At 69.3% G+C, this 17,515-nt stretch carries 18 protein-coding genes; 14 read left to right on the top strand and 4 right to left on the bottom strand.

Annotated features, from left to right (window positions below; all coding sequences use genetic code 11):
- Positions 1–6 precede the first annotated feature (6 nt).
- From M1L60_RS00665 to M1L60_RS00605, 13 genes are all read left to right on the top strand, one after another.
- The gene (locus M1L60_RS00665) at positions 7–1,584 is read left to right on the top strand and encodes an alpha/beta fold hydrolase (RefSeq protein WP_253235238.1); all 1,578 of its coding nucleotides are present in this window, start codon (positions 7–9) and stop codon (positions 1,582–1,584) included.
- A 38-nt stretch (positions 1,585–1,622) separates the two neighbouring features.
- Positions 1,623–2,324 carry a maleate cis-trans isomerase family protein gene (locus tag M1L60_RS00660; protein WP_253235237.1) on the top strand — a complete coding sequence of 234 codons (702 nt, stop codon included), beginning with the start codon at positions 1,623–1,625 and terminating at the stop codon, positions 2,322–2,324.
- A complete protein-coding gene (locus M1L60_RS00655) occupies positions 2,321–3,112 on the top strand; it encodes an IclR family transcriptional regulator (RefSeq protein WP_253235236.1) in 792 nt (263 codons plus the stop codon). Before M1L60_RS00660 ends, M1L60_RS00655 begins: the two co-directional genes overlap by 4 nt.
- Positions 3,109–4,587, top strand: coding sequence for an aldehyde dehydrogenase family protein (locus tag M1L60_RS00650; RefSeq protein WP_253235235.1), 1,479 nt, complete (start codon positions 3,109–3,111; stop codon positions 4,585–4,587). Before M1L60_RS00655 ends, M1L60_RS00650 begins: the two co-directional genes overlap by 4 nt.
- Positions 4,584–5,567 (top strand): zinc-dependent alcohol dehydrogenase, encoded by a 984-nt coding sequence (locus M1L60_RS00645; protein WP_253235234.1) that lies wholly within the window; start codon positions 4,584–4,586, stop codon positions 5,565–5,567. Before M1L60_RS00650 ends, M1L60_RS00645 begins: the two co-directional genes overlap by 4 nt.
- A 182-nt stretch (positions 5,568–5,749) precedes the next feature.
- Positions 5,750–6,715: a LacI family DNA-binding transcriptional regulator gene (locus M1L60_RS00640; RefSeq protein ID WP_253235233.1), complete on the top strand. Its 966-nt coding sequence runs from the start codon at positions 5,750–5,752 to the stop codon at positions 6,713–6,715.
- 14 nt (positions 6,716–6,729) lie between these two features.
- Positions 6,730–7,932 (top strand): extracellular solute-binding protein, encoded by a 1,203-nt coding sequence (locus M1L60_RS00635; protein WP_253235232.1) that lies wholly within the window; start codon positions 6,730–6,732, stop codon positions 7,930–7,932.
- Positions 7,929–8,975, top strand: coding sequence for an ABC transporter ATP-binding protein (locus tag M1L60_RS00630; RefSeq protein WP_253235231.1), 1,047 nt, complete (start codon positions 7,929–7,931; stop codon positions 8,973–8,975). The genes M1L60_RS00635 and M1L60_RS00630 overlap by 4 nt, the downstream gene beginning before the upstream one ends.
- A complete protein-coding gene (locus tag M1L60_RS00625; protein WP_253235230.1) occupies positions 8,972–9,853 on the top strand; it encodes an ABC transporter permease in 882 nt (293 codons plus the stop codon). The genes M1L60_RS00630 and M1L60_RS00625 overlap by 4 nt, the downstream gene beginning before the upstream one ends.
- On the top strand, positions 9,850–10,683 hold the full coding sequence (locus tag M1L60_RS00620; protein WP_253235229.1) for an ABC transporter permease: 834 nt from the start codon (positions 9,850–9,852) through the stop codon (positions 10,681–10,683). Before M1L60_RS00625 ends, M1L60_RS00620 begins: the two co-directional genes overlap by 4 nt.
- A gap of 139 nt (positions 10,684–10,822) precedes the next feature.
- Positions 10,823–11,218 carry a VOC family protein gene (locus M1L60_RS00615; RefSeq protein WP_253235228.1) on the top strand — a complete coding sequence of 132 codons (396 nt, stop codon included), beginning with the start codon at positions 10,823–10,825 and terminating at the stop codon, positions 11,216–11,218.
- 128 nt (positions 11,219–11,346) lie between these two features.
- Entirely contained in the window at positions 11,347–11,787 is a 441-nt protein-coding gene (locus tag M1L60_RS00610; RefSeq protein WP_253235227.1) for a hypothetical protein, read from the top strand.
- A gap of 374 nt (positions 11,788–12,161) precedes the next feature.
- Positions 12,162–12,989, top strand: coding sequence for a glycoside hydrolase family 16 protein (locus M1L60_RS00605; protein WP_253235226.1), 828 nt, complete (start codon positions 12,162–12,164; stop codon positions 12,987–12,989).
- A 135-nt stretch (positions 12,990–13,124) separates the two neighbouring features.
- Here M1L60_RS00605 and M1L60_RS00600 read toward each other — a convergent pair whose 3' ends face one another.
- Together M1L60_RS00600 and M1L60_RS00595 are read right to left on the bottom strand one after the other, a co-directional pair.
- A complete protein-coding gene (locus M1L60_RS00600) occupies positions 13,125–14,081 on the bottom strand; it encodes a hypothetical protein (RefSeq protein WP_253235225.1) in 957 nt (318 codons plus the stop codon).
- A 127-nt stretch (positions 14,082–14,208) separates the two neighbouring features.
- Complete coding sequence (locus M1L60_RS00595) at positions 14,209–14,550, bottom strand: PadR family transcriptional regulator (RefSeq protein ID WP_253235224.1); 342 nt, start codon at positions 14,548–14,550, stop codon at positions 14,209–14,211.
- Between the two features lie 384 nt (positions 14,551–14,934).
- On the opposite strand from M1L60_RS00595, the gene M1L60_RS00590 reads away from it, so the two are divergent.
- Positions 14,935–15,375, top strand: a complete 441-nt coding sequence (locus tag M1L60_RS00590) for a hypothetical protein (protein WP_253235223.1) — start codon at positions 14,935–14,937, stop codon at positions 15,373–15,375.
- Here M1L60_RS00590 and M1L60_RS00585 read toward each other — a convergent pair.
- Positions 15,372–16,319, bottom strand: coding sequence for a class I mannose-6-phosphate isomerase (locus M1L60_RS00585; RefSeq protein ID WP_253235222.1), 948 nt, complete (start codon positions 16,317–16,319; stop codon positions 15,372–15,374). The genes M1L60_RS00590 and M1L60_RS00585 overlap by 4 nt on opposite strands.
- Positions 16,319–17,515, bottom strand: coding sequence for an ADP-dependent glucokinase/phosphofructokinase (locus M1L60_RS00580; RefSeq protein WP_253235221.1), 1,197 nt, complete (start codon positions 17,513–17,515; stop codon positions 16,319–16,321). Before M1L60_RS00580 ends, M1L60_RS00585 begins: the two co-directional genes overlap by 1 nt.

Genomic DNA, 17,515 nt, shown 5'->3' with positions numbered 1-17,515 from the left:
ATCCGCGTGTACGCCAGCACCACCGCCCCCCACCCGAGCGAATCCGCACCCACCGGCCACGCGCACGTGGACAACCGCGGGCCCGGTGAACGGCTCACCCTCGTGTTGTTGCACGACTCCCCCGGTTCGGCAGCGGCGCTGGCGCCGCTGGCGATGCGGCTGGCAGAGACGCACCGGGTGGTCACGATCGATCTGCCGGGACATGGCGGCACCACTGTCCCGGCAGATCCCGTGAACCCGGCCGCCACCGCAGCCCGAACGGTGACCGAGGTGCTGCACAAGCTCGGCCTCAGCGAGGCCCCGATCGCCGGCCTCGGCTACGGAGCTCGGGTGCTCGCCCACATGAACGGCCCGAACCGGATGGTGACACGGGGCACGACTCCGGCAACGGCGCCGGTGCCGCCACCAGGAGTCGGTCACCTGATCGACACCTGGTGGCGCGTCCGCCACCAAACCCACCCGTCCGAGCAGCTGAACCCAGCCGACCTCAACGAGGTATTCACCGACGTCCTGGGGCAACCCACGTTCTCCCCACCGTCCGCCCCGTTCGACCTTGACGGCGCCATCGAACTCCCGGAGTGGTCAGCCCCCGCAATCCAATCCGCGGCAGCCGGCGCGGCAGTCGGCGCGGCGGCGGATGGTGGCATCGCGTATCGCCTATCGATTGTCGATAATCGCGTTGGGGAAATCGACTATCGATTCGTGAACGGCGTGCCGCTGCACTTCCGGACGGCCGGCTGGGGTCGTGCCGGGCGGCCGCTGGTCGTGCTTCCGCCCGCGCCCGGCTCCAGCACGAAAGTCGCGGCCCTGGTCGAGCAGCTCGGACGGCACCGCCCGGTCCTCGCCGTCGACTACCCCGGCCACGGCCGGTCGGCTCCGCTCGAACCCGCCCAAAACCATGACCGGCCAGCGCCACCCGGCTCTGTCCACAACCACAACCGGCCTGCACCGCTCGGCTCCGTCCTCGGTCCCGGGGCCGAGCGAGAATCGATTCTCGATTGCGGCACGGATGGGACTGCCGGCAGCGGCTTCGGCCATGTCGCGGTGACGCCGGAGGCGTACGCGGATCGGGTTGAGGCTTTGGTGGCCGAGCTTGGGCTCGGTGACGTGGACGTGTACGGGAGTCATTCCGGGGCGCTGATTGGTTTGCTGTGGCAACGGCGTCATCCGGGGCGGGTGCGGGGGCTTGTGCTCGATGGGTTGCCGCTGGGGTCGTCGTTCGCGCACCTTGACCTTGATGAGTACCTGCCCGATCTCACGCCGGACCGGGACGGTCAGCATGTGTTGCGAGCTTGGGCTATGGGTCACACACGCGAGAATGCGACCGCTTGGACGGCCGATCTGTTGCGCGGCGCGGCCACGTACGACGTGCTTTATCGGGCCGTTCTGACCTATGCCGTTGAGGAGCAGCCGGGCGGGCCGCCCACGCCCACGCTGCTGTTGCGGACCGCCGGCGACAAGCTGGCGCGCGACGTCGAGCGGGTGCATGAGCTGCTGCCGCACGCTCGGGTCGCCGACACCACACCCGAAACCACGGCTGCCGTGGTGGAACAGTTTCTCACTCTTGTCGGGAGCCCCCTTTGACTACGACCCTCGCGCCTCGCGCCGTTTTCGGTGTCATCGTGCCGTCCACCAATACCGTGGTGGAGGACGAGTACAACCTCATGCGGCCGCCCGGGATCTCGGTTCACGCCGGCCGGATCCACATGCGCAACGAGAGCCTGGCCGGGGATGAGCGCTTCGAGCAGTTCCTCGAGGAGCTGCGCCAGGAGCTCGGCGGGGCCATCGATCGGGTCATGACCGTCAAGCCGGACGGCATGATCATGGGGATGTCGGCCGAGACGTTCTGGGGCGGGGTCGAGGGCAGCGAGAAGTTCACGGCCTGGGTGCAGGAACGCTGCGGACTGACTCCGGCCACGGGGGCCGCCGCCTGCGGGGCCGCGCTGCGGGAGCTCGGCGCGCGCCGGATCGGGGTCATCACCCCGTACCAACCAGTGGGGGACGACCAGGTGCGGCAGTTCTTCGAAGGGCTGGGGTTCGAGGTCGAGACGGTTCTCGGGCTCAAGTGCCCGTCCGCCACCTCGATCGCCGAAGTGCCGTTGGACGAGGTGGAACGGGCCTTCCGGGCCGTGAACTCGTCGCGGGTCGACGCCCTCGTGCAGGCCGGCACCAACCTGCCCGCGGTGGCCGTCGCGGCCGACCTCGAGGCGCGGCTGGGCAAGCCGGTCCTGGCGATCAACGCGGTGACGTTCTGGCACGCGTTGCGCCGGAACGGATTCACTGATCGGATTTCCGGGTTCGGCCGGTTGCTGGAGGAGCGATGAGCGTGCAGAAGTCCGAGGAGACGGCCCGGAGCGGGTCCGGGAACGAGAGCTCGCGCAAGCTGCTGAGCCTGCTGTTCTCGTTCACCGAGGAGAACCACACCCAGTCCGTGAACGACCTGGCCACGTACCTGGGCGCGCCGGTCAGCACCGTCTATCGCTACGTCGGGTTGCTGCGCGAGTTCGGCATCCTCGAGGAGGCCGAGCGGGGCCGGTACCAGGTCTCGATGCGCGCGGTCGGGCTGGCGAGGGCGGCCCGGGCCGCGGCCGGTGGGGTGGCCGCGATTGCCCGCCCCTATCTCGACCAACTGGCCCGCGAAACCGGGGAGACGGCGCTGATCGTCAAGCGCATCGGCCACTCGGTCGTGGCCGTCGACATCGCCGAGTCCCATCAGGCCGTACGCCTTCGGTTCGAGCGCGGAGCGCTGATGTCGCTGCATCAGGGGGCGGCCGCGCGACTGCTGCTGGCCACGATGCCGCCCGCCCAGCGTCAGGCTTACTACCGGGCCGTACGCGGCACGACCGGGGAGATCGCGGGCCTGCCCGACGAGGCCGAGTTGCGCGCGGTCGCCGAACAGGGCTGGGCCGAGAGCTTCGGTCAGGTCGAGGAGGGCATCTGGGGTTGCTCGGCCGCCATCTTCGACGGGGGCGAGATGGTCGCGGCGCTGGCCGTGGCCGGGCCGCTGTACCGGCTGTTCGACACCCGCCGACAAGACATCATCACCGCCGTGCGGCGCGTCGCCGACGAGATCAACCAGGACCTGGCCGGCCGTCTGAGGGGCACTTCGTGAACATTCCTTTGTGGGTCGACGGGCAACCGGTTCAGGGCACCGGCGATATCGCCCGGGAGAACCCGGCCCGGCCGGGCGAGCAGGTCGGCACGGTCCGTACGGCCGACGCGGCGCTCACCGGCGAGACGGTCGGCGCGGCGTCGGCGGCCTTCCCGGGCTGGGCCGCGGTGCCGGTGGCCGAACGCGTCACCCGGGTCACCGACGCCATCGTCGAGACCTCGGCCGCCAACGGCGAACGCGGCCCGCTGCTCAGCCGCGAGCTGGGCAAGGTCATCGCCGACGTGCAGGGCGAACTGGGCTTCGCGCTGGCCCTGGCCCGCTACGACGGTCCGGTGGCGCAGCGGCTGTGCGCCGACAAGGTGCTCACCGATGACGAGGGCACGCTGATCACTACGGTCGACCCGTACGGCGTCATCGCGGCCATCACGCCCTGGAACGCCCCGGTGATCCTGGCCGCGCTCAAGGTCGTGCCCGGCCTGATGACCGGCAACACGATGGTGGTCAAGCCGTCGCCGCTGGCCCCGCTGGCCGTCACCGACTTCCTCAGCCAGGTCGCGCGGCGGCTGCCGGCCGGCGTGCTCAACGTGGTCAACGGCGGCGCCGACGTGGGGCAGGCCCTGGTCGGCGACCCGCGGGTGGCCAAGGTGAGCTTCACCGGCGGGCTGACCACGGCCCGGCACATCGCGGCCACCGCGGCCCACCACGTGCGGCCGACCGTGATGGAGCTGGGCGGCAACGACGCGGCCATCTTCCTGCCCGACGCCGAGATGGACGTGGAGACGCTGCAGCGGGCGGTCTTCGGCTCGTTCCTCACCAGCGGGCAGGTCTGCATGGCCATCAAGCGGCTTCTCGTGCCGGCTGCTCGCCGGGACGAGTTCGTCGAGGCGTACCTGGAGGCGGCCCGCCGCGTGCTGCGCGTGGGCGACCCGCTCGACCCGGCGTCGACGATGGGCCCGGTCATCTCGCGCGAGCACCAGAAGCGGATCGACGCCCTGGTCCAGTCGGGCCGCGATGCCGGCGGCACCGTGCACGACCTGGGTGTGTACGAGCCGAGCAGCGACGACGGCTACTGGGTGCGGCCCACGCTCGTGCTGGGCTTGGACGACAACCATCCGCTGGTGGCCGACGAGCAGTTCGGGCCGACGGTCCCGCTGCTCACCTACGACTCGGTCGACGAGGCGGTGGCCCGGGCCAACAGCGTGGAACACGGGCTGGCGTCCTCGGTCTGGTCGGCCGACGAGCAGCGTGCGGTGGACGTCGCGCGCCGCCTCGACGCCGGGTTCTCGTTCATCAATTGCCACAACCGCGCCGGTACGTCGCTCCGGGCGTCCTTCGGAGGCCGCCGCAGCAGCGGTCACGGCCGCGAGTTCGGCGAGGCCGGCGTGGCCGAGTACGTGCAGACGCACTCGATCAACAGCCCGGCCGCCATCCGCGAGAAACGCGCCCTCGGCAACGCCTACCCGGTGGCGGGATGAGCACGGCGGTCCGGGTCGGCGGGCGGGTCGCGCGGCTGACGGCGGCCGGGGTCATCACGGTGACCGACGAGGCCGTGCCGGTCGCCGGGCCGGGTGAGGCGCTCGTGCGGCTGACCGCGTGCGGCATCTGCGGGACGGACGTGCACGCCTACGCCGGCCGCCCGGCCAACCTGCCGATCACGCTCGGTCATGACGCGGCCGGTGTGCTCGTCGACAGTGGCCAACGGGTCACCATCGACCCCACGATCGCCTGTGGCGTCTGCGTCTACTGCGCACAGAACCGGCCTCAGCTGTGCCGGGACGGCGGCTACCTCGGCATGACCTGCGAAGGCACGATGGCCGAGTACATAGTCGTACCGTCGGACAATCTCGTGCCGCTGCCGGATGAGGTGAGCGACATCGAGGCGACCGTGCTCGAGCCGATCGCCGTCGCGCTGCACGTACTGGAACGGCTGGGCCCATGGACGGCCGCCCAGCAGCAGGCCCACGTCGTCGGCGGCGGTCCCCTCGGCATCGTGCTGACCCAGACCCTGATCGCCCACGGTTGGGAAACGGTGGTCCACGAGCCGCAGGAGCACCGCCGCGAGGCGGGCCGGGCGGCCGGGCTCAACGTGCGAGACAGCACGAAGGCAGATCCCGGCGATCCAGCCGACGGCCCACTGCTGATCGTCGAGACCTCGGCCACGGCCGGCGGGGTCGCGCTGGCGAGCCGCCTGGCCACGCCCGGTTCAGCCATCGCCGCCGTCGGCCGCGCGCCGGCCGACTTCGCCACAGCCGACATCCTCGGCCGCGAGCTGACCGTCTTCGGCTCCCGCGGCGGCGCCGGCACCTACCCCCGAGCGGTCGAGCTCGTGCGGGACGGCCTCGTTCGCCCCGCCCCGGTCGTGTCGCACAAGTTCGCGCTGGCCGACACGGGCGAGGCCCTGCGAGCCGTCACCGCCCCGGGCAACACCGTGCTCCGGGCAGTCCTCATCGCCTGACCCACCGCGCGGGCCGCGCTCCGGCTCGCCTTGGCGCCGGGCTGCACCGGCGGCCCGACGCCACGGCGAGCCGCGAGCCGCTCGGATGGCGGCGGGCCGTTCTTTGTCGGTTGATGAAAAGGTTTACAGTGATCATGCTCGATGTCTTGACATGATCTCGTGACAGATCAGAAGCTGGCCGCGTGGCAGTGACCATCAAGGAGGTCGCACGCGTGGCCGGCGTCTCGACGGCCACGGTGACCCGGGCGTTGTCCAGCCCCGAGGTGGTGCGCCCGGCCACCCGCGAGCGCGTCCGCGAGGTCGCGGCCAGCCTCGGCTACCACCCCAACCGGGCCGCCCGCGGCCTGATCACCGGCCGCACCGGCAACCTCGGCCTGCTCGTGCCCGACCTGGCCAACCCGTTCTTCCCCAGCATCGTCAAGGGCGTGCAGGGCCGCGCCCACGAGGCCGACCACGCCGTCTTCCTGGCCGACACCGACGAGGACCCGGCGGCCGAGGCCGGCCTCGTGCGCAAGCTGGCCAAACAGGTCGACGGCATGGTGCTCTGCTCCCCCCGCATGGCCGAGGCCGAGCTGCGCGAGCTGGCCGCCGAGGTCCCCACTGTGCTCGTCTACCGCCGCATCCCCGGCGTCCCGTCCGTGACCGCCGAGTTTCTCGACGGCATGCGCCAAGCAGTGAGCCACCTGGTCGCCCTGAGCCACAAAAAGATCGCGTACGTGGCCGGCCCGCGCAGTTCGTGGGCCAACCGCGAGCGAGTCAGGTCGCTGCGCGCGGTCACCCGCAAGTCTGAAGTGGAACTCACCGAGTTCGGGAACGTGGCTCCCCAGTTCCACGGCGGCGTCTCCGTCGCCGACAGCGTGCTCGCCTCAAATGTCACCGCTGTTATCGCTTACAACGATCTGGTCGCGCTCGGCCTGCTGCACCGCTTCGCGGCCCGCGGCGTGTCCGTGCCCGGCGACATCAGCGTGCTCGGCTTCGACGACATCCCGCTGGCCGAGATGGTCCATCCCGCGCTCACCACCGTCGCACTGCCCAAGGAGGAAGCCGGCCAGGCCGGTGTCGACCTCCTGCTGGACCGCAAGCCGGCCGTCCGGCGTGAACTGCCGACCCAACTCATGGTGCGGGGCTCCACCGGTCCCGCCCGCTGACGAAGGGCACCCCCATGGCACGTACCAAATTCGCTCTTGCCGCTACTGCCCTGTTGCTCGCCTCGTGCGGCGCGCCCGACAGCCCGAACAGCGGGGGTGGCGCCACCGACGGGCCGGTGCCCGAGAAGCCGGACCGCGCCGTCACCCTCAACGTCCTCGACGTGGCCGGCAACCTGCAGCTGACCCAGGGCATGATCGACGACTTCGCGGCCAGGAACAAGGACCAGATCGAGAAGGTCACCTACTCCAAGGCCACCGCGCCCGAACTGGTCGGCAAGGTCAAGGCGCAGCAGGCGGCCGACCGCGTCGACATCGACCTCGTGCTGACCGGCGTCGACGGCCTGGCCGCGGGCATCGACCAGGGACTGTGGAACCCGCTGCTGCCCACCCACGCGGCCCGGCTGCCCGGCATGGCCAACTACCTGCCGGGCGCGGCGGCCATGCAGAAGCTGGCCGGCGACCACGGCGTCACCGTCACGTACTACCCGTCCGGACCGCTGATCGAATACCTGCCGGCCAAGGTGCCCGAACCGCCCAAGACAGCTGAGGCCCTGCTGGCGTACGCCAAAGCGAACCCCGGCGCCGTGCAGTACGCCCGGCCGTCGAACTCGGGCCCCGGGCGGACGTTCCTGATGGGTCTGCCCTACCTGCTCGGCGACAGCGACCCGAAAGACCCGGTCAACGGCTGGTCGAAGACGTGGGCCTACCTGGCCGAACTCAACAAGTACGTGACGCTCTACCCGTCGAGCACGTCCGAGACGATGAAGAACCTGGCCAACGGCTCAGCCAAGATCATCGCGACCACGACCGGCTGGGACATCAACCCGCGTGTGCTCGGCACCGTGCCCAAGGAGGCCGCGGTCGGCACGCTCGACGGTTTCCACTGGGTCACCGACGCGCACTACGCGGTCATCCCGCGCGGCGTGCCCGTGGCCAAGCAGGCCGCCATCCTCAATCTGTTGAAAGACATGCTCTCTCCGGAGCAACAGGCCAAGGCGTACGACAAGGGCTACTTCTATCCGGGCCCGGCGATCAAGGACGTGACGCTCAGCATGGCTCCCGCCGAGAGCCAGCAGGCGCTGGCCGAGTTCGGCCGGCCCGAGTACGAGCAGCTCATCGCCGACAACCCGGTCGAGGTGCCCCTGGACGCCAAGTCGCTGGTGGCCGCGTTCGACCGCTGGGACAGGGAGATCGGCGGCGCCAAGGTGAAGAAGTGACCGGCTTCGACGAGTTGCGCCTCGACGGCGTCCGGCGTCGCTTCGGCGGCCAGGACGCCCTGGCCGGCCTGAGCCTGACGATCCGCCGCGGCGAGTTCATCGCGCTGCTCGGCCCGTCCGGCTGCGGCAAATCGACCGCGCTCAACTGCCTGGCCGGCCTGCTGCCATTGTCCGAGGGCAGCATCTGGCAGGACGGCGCCCGGCTCGACACGCTGCCACCCGAGAAACGCGGCTTCGGCATGGTGTTCCAGAGCTACGCGCTCTTCCCCCATTTGTCGGTGCGCAAAAACATCGCGTTCGGGCTGCAGATGCGGCGTCTGCCCCGCGACGAAGTGCGCCGCCGAACAGATCAAGCCCTTTCCCTCGTACGGTTGGAGGAGCACGCCAAGAAGCTGCCGGGCCAACTCTCCGGCGGGCAGCAACAACGTGTCGCCATTGCCCGGGCCGTGGTGCTCGAACCGTCGCTGGTGCTGATGGACGAGCCGTTGTCCAACCTGGACGCGAAGCTACGGCTCGAAATGCGTACGGAGATCCGCCGTCTCCACCAGACGCTCGGGCTCACCACGGTTTATGTGACGCACGACCAGGAAGAGGCGCTGTCGCTGGCCGACCGCCTGGTCGTGCTGCGCGACGGCCGGGTCGAGCAGATCGGCACCCCCGAGGATCTGCACGAGCGCCCGGCCAACCGTCACGTGGCCGACTTCATGGGCTATCGCAATCTGCTGCCGATGAAGGTGAAGGCGGTGCACGGCCCGGTCGTGGCCGTCGAGGGATCGGGCCTGACGCTGGAAGGCACCGCGGTCGGCCCGCTCTCCCCCGGCGACGACGTGGTAGCCGGCATCCGCCCCGAAGACCTGCACGAGGGCGGCTCCGGCGTGCCGGTCACCGTCGAGGTCGTCGAATATCAGGGCCGCGAGCTGGCCGTCGAGGCCCGCACGCAGTCCGGGGACGCGGTGCACCTGCGGGCGGCCACGCGACCGGCGCCGGGAGACCAGATCACGGTCACGGCCGCACCCGCCCGGGTCCTGGTGTTCCCGTCATGACCCGGACCCAGACCCGCCTGGCCGTGCGGCATCGCCTGGCCGAGCGCGGGGTCGACCGGCAACTGTGGCTGCTCGTACCCGGATTGGCGTGTGTCCTGGCCCTTTTCGTCTACCCCTTCGCGTACGGAATCGGCTTGTCCTTCCAACCGGCCGAGGGCGGGGTGTTCGGCGCGTACCGCGCGTTCTTCGCCGACGCCTACCAGCGCGACACGATCGCCACCACGCTCAGTCTGTCCCTGCCCGCCGCCATCCTCAACGTGGCCGCGTCGGTGCCGATCGCTTATCGAATGCGCGGCCGTTTCCGCGGCAAGCGCCTGCTCACAACGGTGCTGGTCGTGCCGATCACGCTGGGCACCGTGCTCACCGCCGAGGGCCTGCTCAACTATCTCGGCCCGGCCGGATGGTTCAATCGACTGCTGTTCTTCGTGGACGAGCCGATCCGCCTGACCAACAACTACTGGGGCGTTTTCTTCTCGCTGGTCATCACCGGATTCCCGTTCGCCTTCCTGCTCATCCTGTCCTACCTGTCGGGTATCGACCCGACACTGGAACGAGCCGCGGCCACGCTCGGGGCCGGGCGCCGCCAGCGCTTCCAGCGGATCACCCTGCCGCTGCTCGCCCCCGGCCTGGCCACCACGTTCTGCCTCACGTTCGTACTCGCCTTCAGCGTCTTCCCGTCGGCCGTGTTGGTCGGCGACCCCGCCGGCACGACCCGCGTCATCTCGATCGCCGCCTACCACGCCGCGTACGAGGTCTACGACTACTCGCTGGGCAGCGCGATCGCCGTCGTCATGGGCGTGGTCGAGCTGCTGGTCGTCGCCATCGTGCTGGGCCTGCGCTCGCTGCTGTACACCGGCTCGACGGGAGGCAAAGGATGAGCCGCCGGATCGTCGCCTCGCCCACGTCCTGGCTGATCTGGGGCGCTGTCGCGTTCTTCCTGATCAATCTGGCCGGCGTCATCGCCTCGGTGGTGGTCAACTCGTTCGGCGAGCGCTGGTTCGACACATGGCTGCCCTCAGGCTGGACCACCCAGTGGTACGCCACCGCTTGGACCGAGTTCGGCCTGCTCAACGTCATGGTGGTCACCCTCGAGGTGGCGGTGCTGGTGGTCGGCATCTCGGTCCTGGTCGGCGTGCCCGCTTCGTACGTGCTGGCTCGCCGCTCCTTCCCCGGCCGCCGCCTCGTCTACCTGTTGTTCCTGCTGCCGATCCTGATGCCCCCCATCACTTACGGCATCCCGCTGGCCACAGTCCTTTACAAGTACGGTTTCGCGGGCCACCTGACCGGCGTCGTGCTGGCCAACCTGGTCCCGTCCATCCCGTTCGTCATCCTGACCATGACCCCGTTCATCGAGCAGATCGACCCGGCGATCGAACGAGCAGCCCGCATGTGCGGCGCCAAGACCTGGCAGATCTTCGCCCGTATCCTCGCCCCTTTGCTGGTCCCCGGCATCTTGGCCGCCTCGATCCTGGTCCTGGTCCGCACGGTAGGCATGTTCGAACTGACCTTCCTCACGGCCGGCCCCGACTCGCAAACCCTGGTGGTAGCCCTCTACTACTCGATGTCCGCCGCCGGCATCCGAGCCCAGCAGTCCGTCGACGCCATGGCCGTCCTCTACACGGCCTCCATGCTGGTGCTGCTGGTGATCGCCCTACGCTTCGTCAACCCCACCCAATTGGTAGCCCGAGTCAAAGAAGACCCGGACTGACCGGACCAGCCGGCAGCCAGGTCCGGGCAGCTCGTCGACCATCGACGCCTCTCACATCGTTGCTCGCTGATCGATAGCCGATAACCGATAGTCGTTCGTATCAGTCGTCCGGTGGCCGCGGAGTTGGCATCATCGGGCGATGACCTCCTACGTCTCGCACACCACCGTCGATTGTGCCGACGCGTTCACCCTGTCGCGCTGGTGGCAATCGGTTCTCGATTATCGAGAGGATCCCGACGATCCGAACGAGCCCGGGCACGAGGAGTGCATGATCTTCTCGGCTGACGGGCGGCACCGGCTCCTGTTCATCGAGGCGCCGGACACCAAGCAGGTCAAGAACCGGATCCACCTGGATCTGCGGCCGGCCGAGGGCACGCGCGACGAGGAGTACGCGCGGCTGACCGAGCTCGGCGCGACCACCGTGTCCGACCTGCGCAATCCCGACGGAACGGGGTGGGTCGTGCTGGCCGATCCGGAGGGGAACGAGTTCTGCATCCTGCGCAGCGAGGGCGAGGTAGCCGCCGGACGCTCCTGATGCCGGCCGATCGCGGTCACGGCGATCGAGCTCTCGAGCGCCTTCGGCGAGACCAGAAGGCCCAGTTCCGCGTTCTGCTTGTGGCGGCTCGTCCGGGTCGCCGTTCGCCTTCTTCGAAGGAGCAGACGATGCGGTCTCTTGTTCTACGCACGCTCGGGGTGCTGATCGCGGCCGGAATCGGTGCGACTGCCACCGCTGGACCCGCGGCAGCGACCGGAAACAACACGTTCCGCCTGGTCAGCGGCGGCGTGGTCGCGTCCGGATCGTATGACCATATGATGAGCATCCCGGAGCAGCCGGCACCGCCCATCCGCGTCACCGGGACCCTGACCGGTCGCGACTACTTCCGCTGCGCCGTCATCCAGGTCGGCCGCAGCGGCCCCGCCGACGGCCTCGAATGGCAGACGTTCGGCCGCCACTGCGGACCGGGCCGCACCAAGGTGCGGGTCCAGGCCAACTACATGTTCCGGGGCGTGCAGCCCCCGGTGCGCCTTTGCAGCGGCTGGTCCCTCCGCCAGGCCGAGCAAGGCCGCCAGTGCGACCTCTACCGCCCGCCGACAGACCGCTGACCGAGTCCCGGGCCGGCCGCTCCCACGGCCGGCCCGGCGGCCGGCCACCCGCTCAACCCGGCGGCCAGCCGATGGCCCAACCGTGCTGAAAGACGGCGCGGGATCCTGCCCGTTCGGGCACGTTCGCACAGGTCCGGCAACCGGGTCCGCCCCGTACTGCGGGTCACCGTGGCGACGCTGACGCGGGCGTCGAACACCAGGTCAAACCCCTCACCAACAGGGCCGACGAGTCCGGGCCAACGTCGACTGTCGAGTTGCGCCTCGCCGCTGGGTGACAGAACGTGAAGGTGATGGTCGGACTTGCGTCGGCTGAGTGAGTGGGGTCTATGTTGGGGATTGTTACGTCTTGTCCCTCTCCCCGGAGGAATCCCCCAATGCGTAAATCAAGGTTCTTCATCGCAGCCACGGCCCTCACCGTCACCTTGGGCGCAGGCCTGGCAGTCGGCTCCCGCAGCGACACCGCCGAGGCCGCGGTCGTCTGGAACGAGGACTTCAACGGCCCGGCCGGCGCCGGCGTCGACACGTCCAAGTGGAACTTCGACACCGGCGGCAACGGCTGGGGCAACCAGGAGCTGCAGTACTACACCGACGGCACGGGCAACGTGGCCCAGGACGGCCAAGGCAACCTGGTCATCACCGCCCGCAAGGGCAGCGGCGGCCACAACGACTGCTGGAACGGCGCCTGCCAGTTCACCTCGGGCCGAATCCAGACCAACGGCAAATTCACCCAGCAGTACGGGCGAGTCGAGGCCCGGATCAAGGTCCCCGACGGCTCCGGTCTCTGGCCCGCTTTCTGGATGCTGGGCGGCAACAACTGGCCGGCCGACGGCGAGATCGACATCATGGAGGTCGTCGGCCGCGAGCCCAACCAGCTCTTCGGCACCCTGCACGGTCCCGGCTACTCGGGCGGCGAGTCCTACGGCAACCAGATCGTCTCCGGCACCCCCTGGCACCAGGACTTCCACACGTACGCCGTCGACTGGTCCCCCAACCTGATCGTCTGGACCGTGGACGGCAACGAGTTCTTCCGCGCCACCCCCGACTCCCTACGCGCCGCCAAGGGCAACGTCGACTGGGTCTTCGAACACGAGTTCTTCGTCATTCTCAACCTCGCCGTCGGCGGCAATTTCGGCCAGGGCAACCCCGCCGGCCTGCCCGACGAGAGTCGCATGCTGATCGACTACGTACACGTAAGCGCCTGACCCAACCGGAAGCAGGGGTTCGGCGACGCGCGGCAATGCGGCAACCCGCCCCGGCCACGCCTCGCCGAACCCCTACCGGGCGGCAAAGCCACGCCCCTGCCGGACGGCAGAGCCGCGCGCTGACGTCGATTGCGGTCAGGCTGTGGTGGGTGTGCGGACGGTAGCTCGCTGGGGCCAGAGGCAACAGACGACGATCGCGAGGATCGGGAGCAGCGACAGGATGGCCAGCGGCTCGGCGCCGCGGATGACGAAACCGCCCCAGTACACCGAGGGGCCGTGCCCGTTGCGCTGGGTGTTGGCCAGCAGGGAGCCGGTCGAGGTGGGGATGTTGCCCAGACAGGCCGGGGTGAGCATCAGCAACGTGGCAACACAGAGTCTCGAGTACGCCCGCTGCAGGCTTGGCCCTTGGCGGCGCATGCGCCTCGCGGTGAATAGCCCGAACAGGGCGCCGAGCAGAGCACCGGCCACGCCGCCGAGGACGGTGTCGCGCACGTGGCCGGGCGGCTCGGCCCACATCACGTCGAGGTTCAGGCCGGTCGTGCTGGTCTGGCCGATCTGCACGGCGGCGAGATAGCCGCCCCGCGTGCCGGTCACCTCGGCGACCACAGCGGCCTCAGCCTGCGGACCATTGCGCTGGACCTCGGTGCGAACGTCCCGCCAGCCGTGCCCCCGCATCTGCTGACTGACCGCAGCAGCGACCTGCTCGACGCCGCTGCGCGGAGGCATATTGGCGGTCACACTGGTCCGGCCGACCCGGACGCCGGTGCCGCCGAACAACGTTTCCTTGCTGTACGGGTTCCAGAAGGTCTTCCGCCCGAACTGGTCGGCCCGCTCGTCGAACGGGACCGGCAGCACCGTCGGCGCGAGGCTGATCGCCGTGGCCTTGTCCGGCGCCATCGGGTCCACGTCCCGCCAGCTCAGCCACGAGCCGAGCGCGATCCCGCTCAGCCCACCGAGCACGCCCGCGATGGCCGCGACCACGAACGCCCGACGCCCGAACTCGGCCACCCGCCGACCCAACCCGTGCCGCACCAGCAGCGCAGCCTCGCGCACCGCCGGCCGCGACCGCTCAGGTTCAGCCGCGTCGAGCAACGTCGCAACGATCTCCGAACCACGCGAACGCCGATACGCGCGAGGATAGGCGAGCAGCCACCACCGATACCCGCGAGCCAACCGCCTGGACCGGACGTCGTCGCGCATGTTGTTCCCTTCAGCGGTTTCAGGCCGGGCGAGGCGCACCAGCGGGACGAGCTCCGCTCAACCGCTGAGTGACCATCCGTACGTCCCGGCGCATCTGCTCAGCCTCAGCAGCCAGCGAAGCGATGCCCAGATCCGTCAGCCGGTAGTAACGACGAAGCCTGCCCTCAACAGTCTCCTCACGGTCCACCTCGACAAGCCCCTCATCGCTGAGCCGATCAAGCGCCGCATACAACGTGCCCGCGGCAAGCCGCGTCTTGTCCTCCGACAGCCGAGCCACTTCCTTGATCACCGCATACCCGTGCAACGGCGCCGGAGCCAACGCCGACAGAATCAAGAAGCTCGGTCGCCGCATGCTCGCCATGCCCGCCAATATACAGTTGATCGTCCTATAGTCGACCCCCGACCAGGACGACTTTGACACCGCAACCACCCCAACGCGCAACCGGCACGGTACGAACGCGAAACCACCGCCAAGGCCGGCCCGAGTAAGAGAAAGTCCCACCTTCACGAAAACGCGGAAGCCGGACCCCGAACCCGCACGGGTTCCCCCAGCCGAGCCACGCACCGAGAGAAGCAACGACCCAGACGCTACGGCGAGGTGGACCCCACGCAAGGCTGGGGACGAGGGTGTCCATGCCAGGCGTAGTTGCTTTTCAGCCAGGCATGGACACCCTCGTCCCCAGCCGTCAAAGCGCAAGAAGAACGGGGTCTTACAACAGCCCCAACCTGGGTAAGGAATCCATCCATGGTGGAGCGTACGTATCGCTTTCGGGGCGCCTGGCTCGTCTACCCGCTGCTAGCGGTAGCCACAATCGCGCTACCGATCACAGCCCTGTTCATAGACGCCGCGGCTTGGTGGACAGAAACCCTGTTCCTGCTGATCGCCATCCCCCTGGCCTGGTGGTGGGCATCGCGCCAGATGATCTACCGCCTGGACCTGACCGACACCGAGCTCCGCCTGCGCGCCCCCCTGGCCCGATATCGCATCCGATTGCAGGATCTGGCCGAGATCGGCTTCCCGGTGGACGCCGGCTCCGCCGTGATCGCCAACCAGGACGGCCGAGTCTGGTACGTGCTCAGCGGCCGCGACTTCGAGGAGTTCGCGAACGCCGTCGGCCAGGCCGCGCCGCATGTCGAGGTACGGGTGAACGACATGCCACGCCGCCTGGCCGACTGGTTGCGCTAGTTGCCCGTCAGCCGAATCGCCTCGACCGAACCGCCGAGCTGAAGCTGTCCCGCCGCGTGCGGGATCAGCAGCGTGTCCCCCCGGCGGACCGCCAGGTCATCGCTCTCCCCCGTCAACGTGCCCTCGCCGGACACCACGACGAGCACGCTGAACCCCCGGGCCACCCGGTCTCCCCCGTGCAGCCGCTCGGCCTTGAAGAATTCGTCGGCCGCCGCCGGCAGCAGCCGATCGGCGGCACCCCGGAGAGCCGAGAGGCGGGACGCCGACCACGCGCTGCGGTCCACGCACTGCAACGCCTGGTCGTACCCCAGCCCCAGGTGACCGTCGCTCAGCCCGAATCCCTCGTATTCGAGCAGCACCGAGAAGTCGGTCGGCTCCTGGATCTCGACCAGCAGGATCCCGTCGCCGATGGCGTGCGGCACCCCCGCCGGGCACAGAATCGCATCGCCGGCCGCCACCGGGATGCGATTCGTGGCCGCCAGCATTTCTGACGTCCTCTGCGCCGCGACCCACCCGGCCAATTCAGAGGATGAGACGTCGCGGCTGAAGCCCAGGTGCACGAAAGCATCGGGCCGCGCGGACACAATCACCCAAGCTTCGGTCTTTCCGTACGGGGAAGCCAGGTGCGCATTGGCGAAGGTGCGGTCCGGGTGTACGTGCAACGGCAGCCGCTGCCCCGCATCGAGCAGTTTGACCAGCACTCCCGTGTCCGCGCGATCCGGCCCCAGCCAGTAGCGCGGCTCGGCCGTAATGGCGTCGATCAGCAGTCGCCCGTCCGGCAGCGCGGACAACCCCGACGGCGCCAGGTCGAACCGCGTCGACACCGAGCCGACCCAGTCCTCCGGATAGTCGGCCCGCGCGGGAACGTTGCGGAATTCAGCGATCCGCCCCGCGCCGCGATAGAACGTCGAAGGTTGGTTGGCGGGCAGTGTTACGACCGTCATCAAGCATCCCTTTGTGCGAGTGCGGAGAGAAAGCCACCGACGAAAGTGTCGCCCAGACCGACCGTAGTGGGGTTGGCGACATCCAACTGGAAGCCGGGGACACACCGCACCGAGGTGCCGAGGCGTTCCTCGATCGCGAGCGCGAACTCCACCGACTCCGTTCGGCGGGGGCGCGCCCGTAACAGAGCCACGTCCTCGTCGGTGAAGGAGTCGCCGTGCACGTACCGGGTGGCCGCCATGACGGTCCCGCTGTCCAGGGCTGACGCGTACGCGACCCCCGCGGACAGCGCCCAGTACTTGGTGTGCAGCACGAGCGTCGGCACCGGGATCAGGGCCGTGATGTCGGCCAGTGCGGCCACTACCTCGCGTACGGAAAGAAGGTCGACGGACCGGCCGAGGTAGGACTGCAATTCGTCCTCGTTGAGCCCGTAGATGTCGATCCGGTCGAGCAGCGCCTCCCGCACCCGGCGACTGTACGACGGCTCGTGATAGGCCGCGTCCTCGAAATACGTGATCGCGGTCGAGGGCAGCTGCCGCATGTGCTCGCGCAGCTCGGCCATGCGCCGGTCGAGCAGGTCCGGGTCGCGCATGGCGTTGAAGCCCGAGATCAGGAAGACCTCGGCCTGGCTGAGCCTCGCGCTGAGGGAAGAATCCAGCACCATCGTGTCGTTGGCCGGGTCGTTCACATAGATCAGGCGGTTCGGGAACGGCGCCTCGAGCGCGACGTCCCCCATCGAAACCCGCAGCCCTTTGTCGTACTGCACGATCAGGTGCGGATACGTGGTGTCCTCGGTGCCGGAGGAAAAGTAGGAAGTCGAGGCGGGCGCCAAACGCCGGAAGGTGTCGTTGACGCTCACCAGATGCCACGTTGACGGAATACCGAGCCGGTCCAGGAGGATCCCCGCGCGCACCGAGGTGCCGCCCAGGGTCTGGCGGTGCGGGAACCGGCCGGCGAAGGTCTCGAGCGCCGGGGCGGAGGCGACGAAGTGCTCGCCCCCTCCGCCCCGCGCGACGTACCCGAGGATCGACACGACCAGGTCCCGTTCGTTCGCCACGAAAGCCGGCCCCGGCGGGTCGAGCTCCGCCGGCTGGATGCCGTACTCAGCGACCAACTTTTCCAAGGTGGAGGCGGTCAGCTTCAACTCGTAGTCGACGCAACCGCCGAGGCCCAGGAGTACACGGGACGCGTCGGCCAT

It is taken from the genome of Paractinoplanes aksuensis (assembly GCF_024137025.1).
Taxonomy (GTDB): Bacteria; Actinomycetota; Actinomycetes; order Mycobacteriales; family Micromonosporaceae; genus Actinoplanes; species Actinoplanes aksuensis.
This window is presented reverse-complemented; position numbering and strand designations above follow the sequence as displayed.